Genomic DNA, 12489 nt, shown 5'->3' with positions numbered 1-12489 from the left:
CGGGCTTTTTTATGCGCGCGGGATACAGCGGCACACCCTGTAGGAGCGCCCCATGGACGCGATCGCGGGCATGGCCCGCTCCTACAGGGAAGCTCCAACGCACAATCATGGGCGGTCGTGCGCGGGGCGTGATCAATCCACCCCGACGAAACCACCCGTCTGGTGCCGCCACAGCCGCGCATACAGCCCGCCGTGGGCGAGCAGCTCGGCATGGCTGCCGCTCTCGACCACGCGGCCATGCTCCAGCACCACCAGGCGATCCATGCGCGCGATGGTCGAGAGGCGGTGGGCGATGGCGATCACCGTCTTGCCCTGCATCAGGGTCTCCAGGCTTTCCTGGATCGCCGCTTCCACTTCCGAATCCAGCGCCGAGGTGGCTTCGTCGAGGATCAGGATCGGCGCGTCCTTGAGCAGCACGCGGGTGATCGCGATGCGCTGGCGCTGGCCACCGGAGAGCTTCACGCCGCGCTCACCGACGTGGGCATCGAGGCCGAAGCGGCCTTCGGCATCGCTCAGCTGCGGGATGAACTCCGAGGCGCGGGCCTTCTGGATTGCGTCCTGCAACTCGGCCTCGCCGGCATCCGGGCGGCCATAGAGCAGGTTGTCGCGGATCGAGCGGTGCAGCAGCGAAGTGTCCTGGGTAACCATGCCGATCTGCGCGCGCAGGCTTTCCTGGGTTACGTGGGCGATGTCCTGGTCGTCGATCAGGATGCGTCCGCCCTCCAGGTCGTAGAGGCGCAGCAGCAGGTTCACCAGGGTCGACTTGCCGGCGCCGGAGGGGCCGACCAGGCCGATCTTCTCGCCGGGGCGCACGGTCAGGTCGAGGCCGCTGATCAGGCCGCCACCCTTGCCGTAGCTGAAGTTCACCTGGTCGAAGCGCACTTCGCCGTGCTTCACCACCAGCGGTTTGGCGTCTGGCGCATCGGTCACCTGGCGGGGCAGGGCGATGGTCTGCATGCCGTCCTGCACCTGGCCGACGTTCTCGAAGATGCCGCCGACCACCCACATGATCCAGCCGGACATGTTGTTGATGCGGATGACCAGGCCGGTGGCCAGGGCGATGGCGCCGACCGAGATCAGCGACTGGGTCCACAGCCACAGGGCGAGGCCCGTGGTGCCGGCGATCAGCAGGCCGTTGAAGATAGTGATGGTGACGTCCATCGAGGTCACCACGCGCCCGGCGCGCTGGGCCTTGCGGGTCTGGTCGTCGATGGCTTCGCGGGCGTAGTCCTCTTCCTGGCGCGTGTGGGCGAACAGTTTGAGGGTGGTGATGTTGGTGTAGCCGTCGACGATCCGGCCCATGAGTTTCGAGCGCGAATCCGAAGCGATCACCGAGCGCTGCTTCACCTGCGGGATGAAGTAGCCCAGCGCGCCGACGTAGCCGATTACCCACAGCACCAGCGGAATCATCAGGCGCCAGTCCGCCTCGGCGAACAGCACCAGCGCGCTGATGGTGTAGATGAGCACGTGCCAGATGGCATCGACCACCTGCACGGCGGAGTCGCGCAGGGAGTTGCCGGTCTGCATGATGCGCTGGGCGATGCGCCCGGCGAAGTCGTTCTGGAAGAAGCCCAGGCTCTGCTTGAGCACGTAGCGGTGGTTCTGCCAGCGGATCAGGTTGGTCATGCTGGGGTTGATGCTCTGGTGCACCAGCATGTCGTGCAGGCCGTTGAACACCGGGCGCAGGACCAGCGCGACCACGGCCATCCAGATCAGCTCGCGGCCGTGCACGGTGAAGAAGTCGGCGGGGGCGGTGCCCTGGGCAAGGTCGACGATACGCCCCAGGTAGCTGAACAGCGCGACTTCGATCAGTGCCACGATCAGCCCGACGAAGAGCAGGGCGAGGAAGACTGGCCAGACCTGGCGCAGGTAGTAGACGTAGAAGCGGATGACGTCGGAAGGCGGCATGCGCTCGGGGACGTCGCGGAAGGGATCGATCAGACGCTCGAAACGACGGTAAAGCATGATGGCTCTCGGGTTGTGTCGGCGAGCCCGTCCTGGGCTCGCCTTGAATGGCCTCCGTCAGCCGCGGCTGCGCAGAATCACAGACGCTTGGCGGAGAGGATGACCACCGGGGTGGTCGGTACGTCCTGGAACATGCCCTTGTTGCCGGTCTTCACGCCGGCGATCTGGTCGACCACGCCCATGCCGCGCACGACCTTGCCGAATACCGCGTAGCCGAAGTCGCGGGAACCGTGGTTGAGGAAGTCGTTGCCGGTCAGGTTGATGAAGAACTGGCTGGTGGCGGAGTTGACGTCGCTGGTGCGGGCCATGGCCAGGGTGCCGCGCTCGTTGAGCAGGCCGTTGTCGGCCTCGTTCTTGATTGGCGCCTGGGTGTCCTTCTCCTTCATGGCTTCGGTGAAGCCGCCACCCTGGATCATGAAGTTGGGGATCACGCGGTGGAAGATAGTGCCGTTGTAGAAGCCACTATCGACGTAGGACAGGTAGTTCTTCACGGAAATCGGTGCCTTGTCGGCGTACAGCTCGATTTCGATTTCGCCCGAGGTGGTGGACAGCAGCACGTGCGGCTTGTTGGCGTCGGCGGCGATTGCCGAGCCGGCCAGGACCAGGGAGCAGGCAGCGAGCAGGAAGCGTTTGAACAGGGTCATTTGGCGGATGTTTCCTGAAGGTTCTAGGGATGGTCGACCTGCTCGAGGAAGTCGAGCAGGGTGGTATTGAATCTTTCCGGCTGGTCCAGCGGGGTCGCGTGGCGCGAGTCCTCGATCACCACCAGGCGTGCATTGGGCATGCGCCCGACATAGGCCTGCTTGAGTGAGACGGGGGTGTAGTCGCGGTCGGCGCTGATCACCAGGGTTGGACAGGTTATGCGCGCCAGGCGTTCCTGCACACCCCAGCCGATGATGGCGTGCAGGCTGGAGAGGTAGGCGCGCTTGTCGTTCTGCGGCCAGCGTTGCTGGATCTTGCGGCGCAGGTCGCTCTGTTCGGGCTTGGGGAAGAGCATCTTGCCCAGCGCCTTGCCCACCGTATCCAGGCCCAGCACATGGGCGAGAAACAGCCGGCGCGCCACTTCCAGGTACTCGCGCAGGCTGCGCGGTTTCACTTCCGGGGCGCTGTTGACGATGGTCAGGCTGTTCAACCGCTCCGGCCAGCGGGTGGCGAGTTCGAAGCCGATCATGCCGCCCATGCTTATGCCCACCAGGTGCACACGGCCCAGGCTCAGGTGATCGAGCAGGGCGATCACGTCCTCGGCGAAGGTGGCGATGCTGTAGCGCTGGCGCGGCTTGTCCGACTGGCCGTGGCCGCGTACGTCGAGGGCAATCACCCGATGACGTTTCTCCAGGTCCGGCACCTGGTATTCCCAGTCGCGGGTGCTGGAGCCGAGCCCGTGCACCAGCAGCACCGGCGTGCCGAATCCGCTTTCCTCGTAGTGCAGGCGATGACCGGCGTGGTCGAAGAACGGCATGACGGGCTCCTTGTTCGTGCGGGCTGTGGCTTCAGGCCGGGCTTTCCGGGGCGGCGAAATGGGCGTCGAGGGGTACGTTGGCGAAGGTGGTCAGCAGCTCCACGAGGATCTGCGTGGCCGGGCCCAGAGGCTTTTCCTTGTTCGGGTAAAGATAGAAGCGGCTCTCGCGCACGCCGCCCTGTTTCATCAGCAGCGGCTTGAGCTGGCCGTCGCGCAGCTCGCGCTCGATCATGTGCCGCGGCAGCCAGGCGAAACCCAGACCGTTGCTGACGAAGGTGGCGGCGGTGGCGAGGCTGCCCACGGTCCAGCGCTGCTCGGCGCCGAGCCAGCCGACGTCGCGCGGTTGCAGACGGCCGGAGTCGCGGATCACCACCTGCATCTGGGTTTCCAGATCCTGGTGGGTGACCTCGCGTTGCAGGCGATGCAGTGGATGATCGGGATGGGCGACGGCGACGAAGTCGACGATGGACAGGTCGGCGCCCAGGTGCCCGGGAATGTTCAGGCCGCTGATGGCGAGGTCCGCATGGCCCTGCACCAGCGCTTCCTCCACACCCGACAGCACTTCCTCGCGCAGCAGCACGCGGCAGCCGCGGCTCTGCGGCATGAAGGCCGACAGCGAACGCACCAGGCGCACGGTGGGGTAGGCGGCGTCCACGACCAGGCGCACTTCCGGCTCCCAGCCTTGTTCCATATGGTGGGCCAGTTCTTCCAACTGGCCGGCGGATTTCACCAGTTGCCGCGAGCGGCGCAGCAGTACTTCACCGGCTTCGGTGAGCACGGCCTTGCGTCCGTCGATGCGTAGCAGCGGCACGCCGAGCTGCTCCTGCATGCGCGCCACGGTGTAGCTGATCGACGACTGCGAACGGTGCAGGGCTTCGGCCGCCTGGGCGAAGCCGCCGTGATCGACCACGGCCTGCAGGGTTCTCCACTGATCCAGGGTAACGCGGGGCGCTTTCATCCTCGCTTCCTCTTGTCTACTCTGGCGGTCCGCAGAAGACCAACAAGAGACCGCCATGAAAAAATTCTGTTGTGCCGTTCTGGCCATGTTGCCGCTGACCGCCCTGGCCTATCCCATCGAAGTGCAGAAGAGCCTCAATGGCACCGAGATGGATATCGAGACCCAGGATATCGGCGACCAGATGGGGGCGATCCTCCTGCGCAACGGCGGCCAGCAGCCGGTGACCTGCACCGCGGTCTTCGTCAACGGTCCCGAGACGCCGCATGTGCGCAAGGCCACCATTGCACCTGGCAAGGAGGCCAACCTGACTTCCAGCTTCAGTCGCGCAGTGATCAAGCTGCGCATCAAGCTGACCTGCAATCCTTCCTGATTTCCCGACAAGACTAGAAGCAGTCAGGTAAGAAATCAATTTATTCGATAATTAGAAGCGACTATTTACGCTTTTTTATCGATTTGTTCATCTTTAGGATGGCCTCCATCGACACATTCAACGACCGATGGAGGTCCAGTCCATGTCCCGCGTTCTGGTTATCGAAAGCAGTGCCCGTCAGGAAGGTTCCGTTTCCCGCCAGCTGACCCGCGATTTCATCGCCCAGTGGCAGGCCGCTCACCCGGCTGACGACGTCCAGGTCCGCGACCTGGCCGTCGAGCAGGTGCCGCACCTGGACGCCAACCTGCTGGGCGGCTGGATGAAGCCGGCTCAGGAGCACAGCGAGATCGAACGCGCCGCTCTGGAACGCTCCAACCAGCTGACTGCCGAACTGCAGGCCGCCGACGTGCTGGTCCTGGCTGCGCCGATGTACAACTTCGCCATCCCCAGCACCCTGAAGTCCTGGCTGGACCACGTGCTGCGCGCCGGCGTCACCTTCAAGTACACCGAGACCGGCCCGCAGGGTCTGCTCACCGGCAAGCGCGCCTTCGTCCTGACCAGCCGTGGCGGCGTCTACGCCGGCGGTGCGCTGGACCACCAGGAACCCTACCTGCGCCAAGCGCTGGGCTTTGTCGGCATCCACGACGTGACCTTCATCCACGCCGAAGGCCTGAACATGGGCGGTGAATTCGCCGAGAAGGGCCTGGCCAAGGCCAAGGCGCAGCTCGCTGCCATCGCCTGATCCGTTTCCTGTTTGCGCGTCCTCCCGCTCCTGGGCGCGACCGTGGCCGATTCCTCCCCCGGGAATCGGCCATTTTTTATTTGCCAACTACTTGACCGGATGAAAACACATCCTTCCCGTTCGGGCTGTTCAAAGCATGACCAGCATGCTAAAAGAACCTAGAGCTGATCTAGCCGCTTGAAAAAGAAGGGAAAACCATGACCAAGTCGGAGTTGATCGAGAGAATCGTCACCCATCAGGGGCAGCTTTCCGCAAAGGATGTGGAGCTGGCGATCAAGACCATGCTTGAGCAAATGTCCCAGGCTCTGGCCACTGGGGATCGCATCGAAATCCGGGGTTTCGGTAGCTTCTCGCTGCATTACCGTGCGCCGCGCACCGGCCGTAATCCGAAGACCGGCGAGTCCGTGCGCCTGGACGGCAAGTTCGTCCCGCACTTCAAGCCCGGCAAGGAGCTGCGCGACCGCGTCAACGAACCCGAGTGACCCCGGGGTATCCGTCTTCAAGAAGGAGTGTCCATGCTTCGGGCAAAACGTTTCCTGCTGATTCTGGCGCTGGTCGTCCTGGCTGCCGTCGTCGTGGTTTTCGTCCTTGAAAACCTGCAGCCCGCGCAGCTGACCTTCCTCGGCTGGCAGTCGCCGCAGTGGCCGCTGGTGCTCTTCATCTCCCTTGCCTTCATCGTCGGCGGCGTGATCGGCCTGCTGCTGAGCATTCCCTTCCGCGCGAAGACGCACGTCCGCATGACCGGGCTGCGCTCCGAAGTCACCCGTTTCCGCAAGGAGAATGACGCGCTGCGTGAAAAGTCGCTGACGGACCATGCCTAGCGTCATCGCCACGCTGTTCTTCTTCTGCGCCCTGGCCATCGGCTGGTGGATGGGGCGTCGCTCTCTTTCCTGCACCCAGCCTGCGCCCGAATCGAACCTCCGGGCGCGCGTCCACAGCATGCACAACCTGCTGGAACGACATTCCGATGACGCGCTGGAAAGCCTTTCCCAGGGGCTGGTCGTCACCCCGGAAACGCTTGAAAGCCACCTGCACGTCGGCAACCTGTTCCGCCGCCGCGGCGATATCGAGAAAGCCATCCACATCCACCAGGATCTGCTGGGCCGCGCCGGCGAGGACGGCTCGCTGGTGGCGCAAGTGCGCCTGGAGCTGGCCCGCGACTACATCGCCGGCGGCTTGCTCGGCAGCGCCGAGGAGTTGCTGGACGAGCTGACCCAGCAGCGTGACGAGCCCATCTCTCTCGAGGCACTGGATGAGCAGCGGCTGATCTGCGAGCGCGAGAAGAACTGGTCGCGCGCCATCGAACTGGCTGCCCGACTGGTGCCGAGCCGCCCGGAGCTGAGCGCGGCGCTGGCCAACTATTACTGCGAGCTCGCTCAGGAGAAAGGCAAGACCGGGGATCGCAGCGCCATGCAGGAGCTGCTGCGCGAGGCTCGTCGCGTCGACAAGCGCTGCGTGCGCGCTCTGCTGATGCGGCTGGACTGCGAGCTGTGGCGCAAGGATCCGGCTGCTGCCGTCGCTACCATCGGTGAGCTGGCGAGCGATGCCAAGGCCTTCCTGGGCGAGATAGTGCCGCTGCTGCGTCGCCACGACGGCCTTGCCCGGCCCGAGGTGCTGGCTTGTTTGCGCGAGCTGGCAGGGGGCGAGGAAGTACCGCCGGCGATCCTCGCGTTGTTGGCCGAAAGCGAGCAGCCAGGGCGTGCTTCCAGCTGGCGCGAGAGCCTGCTGGAGCGGGTGGAGCGCCATCCTTCCTGGCAAGGCGTGGGCGAATACCTGGAAGTAGTGGGGGGCGACACTGAAAAAGACTCGGCGACGGGAAAAATCGCTCCAATAATCATCGGGTTGTATAAGACAATGCCGCGCTATCGATGCGGCAAGTGCGGTTTTGCCGGCCGCGAACTGCACTGGCAATGCCCCAGTTGCCACGCTTGGAATGCCCTGCGGCCGGTCATTTCACCGCTCTGACGCGTTCGCTCAAACATGGAAGACGCCGTAGGCGTCAGGTTCTGCAGGTACTGGATTGAAGGTTCTACTCACGGGCGCGAGCGGTTTTGTCGGCCGAGGTGTACTGGTGCGCTTGTGCCAGGAAGATAGCGTGCAGGTTCGCGTCGCCCAGCGTGGCGCCATCGCGCCATACCCCGAGGGTGTCGAGGTGGCGCTCATCGATGGGTTGAGCGTGGCGCAATCCTGGACGCAGGCCCTGCAAGGGGTCGATGTGGTGATCCACTGCGCTGCCCGCGTTCATGTCATGGACGAGCAGGCAGCGGACCCGCTCGCCGAGTTTCGCGCGGTGAACGTCGAGGCGACCCGGCATCTGGCGCAACAGGCCGCGGCAGCCGGTGCGAAGCGCTTCGTCTTTGTCAGTTCGATCAAGGTCAATGGCGAGGAGACAGTGCCGGGCCATCCTTTCACTGCCGACGCCGAGCCGCAACCGCAGGACCCCTACGGGCAGTCCAAGCTCGAAGCCGAACAGGCCCTGTTCGATGTTGCCCGGCAGACCGGTCTCGAAGTCGCCGTGGTGCGTCCGCCGCTGGTCTATGGCCCGGGGGTGAGTGCCAACTTCGCCAGCCTGATGCGCGCGTTGCAGCGTCGTCTGCCGCTGCCTTTCGGCTCCATCGACAATCGCCGCAGTCTGGTCGCACGGGACAATCTGGTCGATCTGCTGCTGCTTTGCGCGCGCCATCCGGCGGCCGCCGGACAGGTGTTCCTGGTGAGCGACGGTGAGGATATGTCGACGGCACAGCTGTGCCGTGGTTTGAGCAAGGCCCTGGGGGTTCGCCCGCGGCTGCTGCCGGTTCCGGCTGCGCTGCTGCGCCTGCTGGGGCTGCTGACCGGGCGGAGCCAGCAAGTCCAGCGCTTGCTGGGGTCGTTGCAGGTGGATATTTCGACGACCCGCAGTCGATTGGGCTGGACTCCGCCGGTCAGTGTCGAGCAGGCCCTGAGGGCAGCGGCGCGGGGATGTGGTCAGGAGCAGGGACGATGAGCATGGGTATTCTGCTGGCGTCCGTGTTCATCGCATCCTGGGCGATGACTGCCGGAGTGCGTCGTTATGCGCTGGCGCGCAGCATCATGGACATTCCCAATGCCCGCAGTTCGCACCAGATCCCCACGCCCCGTGGTGGTGGCGTTGCCATTGTGCTGGGTTTCCTGGGCTGCCTGCCGTTGGTCGGTGTTCTGGGGGCGGTGGATGGAAGCAGCCTGTTGGCCCTGCTGCCGGCCGGCGTCCTGGTTGCGGTCATTGGTTTCCTCGACGATCACCGTCATATTCCCGCGCGTTGGCGGCTGCTGGGGCATTTTGTCGCCGCGTTCTGGCTACTTGGCTGGCTGGGCGGGCTGCCTGCGCTGGCTGTGCCGTGGGGGACGCTGGACCTGGGATTGGCCGGCGACCTGCTGGGCGCGGTGTTCCTGGTCTGGCTGCTCAACCTGTACAACTTCATGGACGGCATCGACGGGATTGCCGGCCTGGAAGCCATCAGCGTCTGCCTGGGCGGAGCCCTCTGCGGGTGGTTAGTCGGCGAGTCGCAACTGGTGTGGTTGCCCTTGATCCTGGGCATGGCGGCGGCGGGGTTCCTGGTCTGGAATTTCCCTCCGGCGCGGATCTTCATGGGAGATGCGGGCAGTGGTTTCCTCGGCTTGATACTCGGAGGATTGGCGCTGCAGGCGGGGACAGTGTTCGCGCCGCTGATCTGGAGTTGGCTGATCCTGCTCGGTGTGTTCGTGGTGGATGCCACCTTCACGCTGATCCACCGTCTGGTGCGTGGCGAGCGCGTCTACGAGGCGCATCGCAGCCATGCCTACCAGCGCGCTTCTCGCCGTTACGGCAGTCACTTGCGGGTGTCGCTGGTGGTGACGGCCATCAATGTGCTGTGGCTCATGCCGCTGGCGTTGCTGGTGGCACTGGGGCATGTTTCGGGTTTGCTGGGGCTGATTGTGGCCTATGCTCCCTTGGTGCTTGTCGTAGCTCATCTGGGTGCAGGTCGTCCGGATGAACAGGATGTGAGCTGAACTCCGCCGGATTTGGTGGTCAATGTAGCGGGCGAGAAACTTTCCTCCGCTCGGGATTAAGGACAAGCGCTGATGCTCCGAGAACGCCTGCTGAGGCTTCCGAGACGACATAAACGGCTATTGCAGGTCACCACGGATATTCTGCTGGTGTGGTTCTCGCTGTGGCTGGCGTTCATCGTGCGCCTGGGCACTGACGATCTGGAGTATCCGTTCCGGGTCCATGGTTGGCTGTTCGTGGCGGCGCCAGTGGTTGCTATTCCGCTGTTCATCCGTTTCGGCATGTACCGTGCGGTGATGCGCTACCTGGGCAATGACGCGCTGATCGCGATCTGGAAGGCGGTGACGATCTCGGCGCTGCTGCTCTCGCTGGTGGTCTACTGGAACCGCTCGGTGACCGAAATGGTCCCGCGCTCCCTGGTGCTGAACTACTGGTGGCTGAGCCTGCTGATGATCGGCGGCCTGCGCCTGGCCATGCGCCAATATTTCATGGGGGATTGGTACAGCACGGTCCAGGCTGTGCCGTTCCTCAAGCAGCAGGATGGCCTGCCCAAGGTGGCGGTCTATGGTGCGGGGTCTGCCGGCAACCAGCTGGTGGCGGCGTTGCGCCTGGGGCGTGCGATGCGCCCGGTGGCTTTCATCGATGATGATGACGAGATCGCCAACCGCGTCATCGCCGGCCTGCGTGTCTACAAGCCCAAGCATATCCAGCAGATGATCGACGAGACCGGTGTGCAGGAAGTGCTGCTGGCGATCCCTTCCGCGACCCGCGCCCGGCGCCGTGAAATCCTCGGTCTGCTCGAGCCTTACCCGGTCCACGTACGAAGTGTTCCGGGCTTCATCGAGCTGGCCAACGGCCGTGTGCGAGTGGATGACATCCAGGAAGTGGATATTGCGGACTTGCTGGGGCGCGACCCGGTCGAGCCGCGCAAGGAGCTGTTCGAACACTGCATTCGTGGCGAAGTCGTGATGGTCACCGGTGCCGGTGGTTCCATCGGTTCGGAGCTGTGCCGCCAGATCCTCGGCTCGTCGCCCACCGTGCTGGTGCTGTTCGAGCACAGCGAATACAACCTCTACCGCGTGCACCAGGAACTGGAAAACCGCATCAAGCGCGAGTCCCTCGCGGTGCAGCTGGTGCCGATCCTCGGCTCCGTCCGCAGTGCCGAGCGCCTGCTGGATGTGATGCGTACCTGGAAGGTCGCCACGGTCTATCACGCCGCGGCCTACAAGCATGTGCCCATTGTCGAACACAACATTTCCGAGGGCGTGCTGAACAATGTGATGGGCACCCTGCATACCGCCCAGGTGGCGGTACAGGCCGGGGTCGAGCACTTCGTGCTGATCTCCACCGACAAGGCGGTGCGCCCGACCAATGTCATGGGCAGCACCAAGCGCCTGGCGGAGATGATCCTGCAGGCCCTGAGCCAGGAGTCCGCGCCGGTGCTGTTCGGCGACAAGTCCGGCGTGCACCAGGTCAACAAGACCCGTTTCACCATGGTCCGCTTCGGCAATGTGCTGGGCTCGTCCGGCTCCGTCATTCCTCTGTTCCGCGAGCAGATCAAGCGCGGTGGGCCAGTCACCGTGACCCATCCGGGCATTACCCGGTACTTCATGACCATCCCCGAGGCGGCCCAGTTGGTGATCCAGGCCGGCTCTATGGGGCGCGGCGGCGACGTCTTCGTGCTGGACATGGGGCAGCCGGTGAAGATCCTCGAGCTGGCCGAGCGGATGATCCACCTGTCGGGCCTTAGCGTTCGCTCCGAGCGCACGCCCCACGGTGATATTTCCATCGAATTCAGTGGTCTGCGACCCGGCGAGAAGCTCTACGAGGAGCTACTGATCGGCGACAACGTCAGCGCCACCGAGCATCCGATGATCATGAAGGCCAACGAGGAGCTGATGCACTGGGAGGGCTTCAAGCTTGTCCTGGCGGACCTGCTCAAGGCTGTGGATCAGGGCAACTACGCGCGGGTGCGGCAACTGTTGCGGGAAACCGTCAGCGGTTATTGCCCCGAGGGCGAGATCGTCGACCTGATCCACCAGCAGCGGAGGATGGAGCCCTGATCCACGGCTCCTAGCAGACGTGGCGATCGCCGCGTCTGCGAGCATTGTCAGTCCTTTCCTGACGATCTGTCGGCGGCGCCGGAAACTGCTGCCGACTCTCTAAACCAAGGTTTTCACGAGTGTTCCTGGCGATATGGTCACTGGGCGGCGCCGTCGCGCTCGCCTAGAAGCCTCCTATTTCAGGGAATGACTCATGAAGAAGAACCTGCTCTCTCTCGCCGGCCTGATCCTGTTCACCTGCCTCTCTTTCGGTGGTGCCGTCCAGGCGGCCACCAGTCCCCAGCCTGCCACCAAACCGGCCGCCGAAGCATCGGCGCCGGCTGCCAAGGCGCCTGTGTCCCAGGTCGAGGCGGTGAATATCAACACGGCGTCCGCCGAAGAACTGCAGAAGTCCCTGAAGGGCATCGGCAAGGTGAAGGCCCAGGCCATCGTTGACTATCGGGCCAGCAACGGGCCGTTCACTACGGTGGATCAGTTGCTGGAAGTGAAGGGTATCGGCAAGGGCACCCTGGACAAGAACCGCGACAGGATTTCGCTCTGAGTCTTTGCCTGCTGAAATGAAAAAGCCGGTCGATGACCGGCTTTTTCATTGGAGCGCATTTCTCCAGCCCAATAAAAAGCCCCCGGCGTGCGCCGAGGGCTTTGAACTTTGGCTCCGCGACCTGGACTCGACGGCGTCAGCCGAACGCGCTTCAGCGCGGCCCCGAAGGGGGAATCACCTGGGACGCAGTCCCTGGAGAGAGTCCAGAAGCCCAATAAAAAAGCCCCCGGCGTGTGCCGAGGGCTTTGAATTCTGGCTCCGCGACCTGGACTCGAACCAGGGACCCAATGATTAACAGTCATTTGCTCTACCGACTGAGCTATCGCGGAACAACGGGGCGTATCTTACTGATTAAAAAGGGGAAGTCAACATCGTGCCGACGACTTCC

General features: G+C 64.0%; 13 protein-coding genes and 1 tRNA gene. 9 read left to right on the top strand and 5 right to left on the bottom strand.

The features are described from left to right. Positions 1-132: 132 nt before the first annotated feature. From ABKS89_RS21250 to ABKS89_RS21235, 4 genes are all read right to left on the bottom strand, one after another. Positions 133-1965, bottom strand: a complete 1833-nt coding sequence (locus ABKS89_RS21250; RefSeq protein ID WP_138215040.1) for an ABC transporter ATP-binding protein — start codon at positions 1963-1965, stop codon at positions 133-135. A 77-nt stretch (positions 1966-2042) separates the two neighbouring features. Then, positions 2043-2603 (bottom strand): peptidylprolyl isomerase, encoded by a 561-nt coding sequence (locus tag ABKS89_RS21245; RefSeq protein ID WP_242015389.1) that lies wholly within the window; start codon positions 2601-2603, stop codon positions 2043-2045. Between the two features lie 29 nt (positions 2604-2632). Beyond that, positions 2633-3424, bottom strand: coding sequence for an alpha/beta fold hydrolase (locus ABKS89_RS21240; protein WP_138215038.1), 792 nt, complete (start codon positions 3422-3424; stop codon positions 2633-2635). 31 nt (positions 3425-3455) lie between these two features. Next, positions 3456-4382 carry a PA3225 family LysR-type transcriptional regulator gene (locus ABKS89_RS21235; RefSeq protein WP_081519335.1) on the bottom strand — a complete coding sequence of 309 codons (927 nt, stop codon included), beginning with the start codon at positions 4380-4382 and terminating at the stop codon, positions 3456-3458. 55 nt (positions 4383-4437) lie between these two features. Between ABKS89_RS21235 and ABKS89_RS21230 the strand changes: the two genes are divergently transcribed. The 9 genes from ABKS89_RS21230 to ABKS89_RS21190 all read left to right on the top strand — a co-directional run bounded on the left by ABKS89_RS21230 (position 4438) and on the right by ABKS89_RS21190 (position 12101). Next, a complete protein-coding gene (locus ABKS89_RS21230) occupies positions 4438-4752 on the top strand; it encodes a 3-phosphoglycerate kinase (protein WP_081519336.1) in 315 nt (104 codons plus the stop codon). Between the two features lie 142 nt (positions 4753-4894). Beyond that, complete coding sequence (locus tag ABKS89_RS21225; RefSeq protein WP_138215036.1) at positions 4895-5494, top strand: FMN-dependent NADH-azoreductase; 600 nt, start codon at positions 4895-4897, stop codon at positions 5492-5494. A gap of 197 nt (positions 5495-5691) precedes the next feature. Next, positions 5692-5976 (top strand): integration host factor subunit beta, encoded by a 285-nt coding sequence (ihfB, locus tag ABKS89_RS21220; RefSeq protein ID WP_015478091.1) that lies wholly within the window; start codon positions 5692-5694, stop codon positions 5974-5976. Between the two features lie 33 nt (positions 5977-6009). Further along, complete coding sequence (locus ABKS89_RS21215; RefSeq protein ID WP_138215035.1) at positions 6010-6315, top strand: LapA family protein; 306 nt, start codon at positions 6010-6012, stop codon at positions 6313-6315. Then, complete coding sequence (locus ABKS89_RS21210; protein WP_348586974.1) at positions 6308-7459, top strand: tetratricopeptide repeat protein; 1152 nt, start codon at positions 6308-6310, stop codon at positions 7457-7459. The genes ABKS89_RS21215 and ABKS89_RS21210 overlap by 8 nt, the downstream gene beginning before the upstream one ends. A gap of 55 nt (positions 7460-7514) precedes the next feature. Next, positions 7515-8477: a UDP-glucose 4-epimerase family protein gene (locus ABKS89_RS21205; protein ID WP_348586972.1), complete on the top strand. Its 963-nt coding sequence runs from the start codon at positions 7515-7517 to the stop codon at positions 8475-8477. Further along, the gene (locus ABKS89_RS21200) at positions 8474-9499 is read left to right on the top strand and encodes an MraY family glycosyltransferase (RefSeq protein WP_348586970.1); all 1026 of its coding nucleotides are present in this window, start codon (positions 8474-8476) and stop codon (positions 9497-9499) included. The genes ABKS89_RS21205 and ABKS89_RS21200 overlap by 4 nt, the downstream gene beginning before the upstream one ends. A gap of 72 nt (positions 9500-9571) precedes the next feature. Next, positions 9572-11560 carry a polysaccharide biosynthesis protein gene (locus tag ABKS89_RS21195; RefSeq protein ID WP_138215031.1) on the top strand — a complete coding sequence of 663 codons (1989 nt, stop codon included), beginning with the start codon at positions 9572-9574 and terminating at the stop codon, positions 11558-11560. A gap of 193 nt (positions 11561-11753) precedes the next feature. After that, positions 11754-12101 carry a ComEA family DNA-binding protein gene (locus ABKS89_RS21190; protein ID WP_138215030.1) on the top strand — a complete coding sequence of 116 codons (348 nt, stop codon included), beginning with the start codon at positions 11754-11756 and terminating at the stop codon, positions 12099-12101. A gap of 253 nt (positions 12102-12354) precedes the next feature. On the opposite strand, the gene ABKS89_RS21185 is transcribed toward ABKS89_RS21190, so the two are convergent. Next, positions 12355-12430 (bottom strand) — tRNA-Asn (locus tag ABKS89_RS21185). Positions 12431-12489: the final 59 nt, after the last annotated feature.

The sequence above is a fragment of the Pseudomonas sp. LABIM340 genome (genome assembly GCF_040017195.2).
Classification (GTDB): Bacteria; Pseudomonadota; Gammaproteobacteria; order Pseudomonadales; family Pseudomonadaceae; genus Pseudomonas.
Note: the sequence above shows the minus strand (reverse complement) of the source record. Positions and strands in the feature narration are given on the sequence as shown.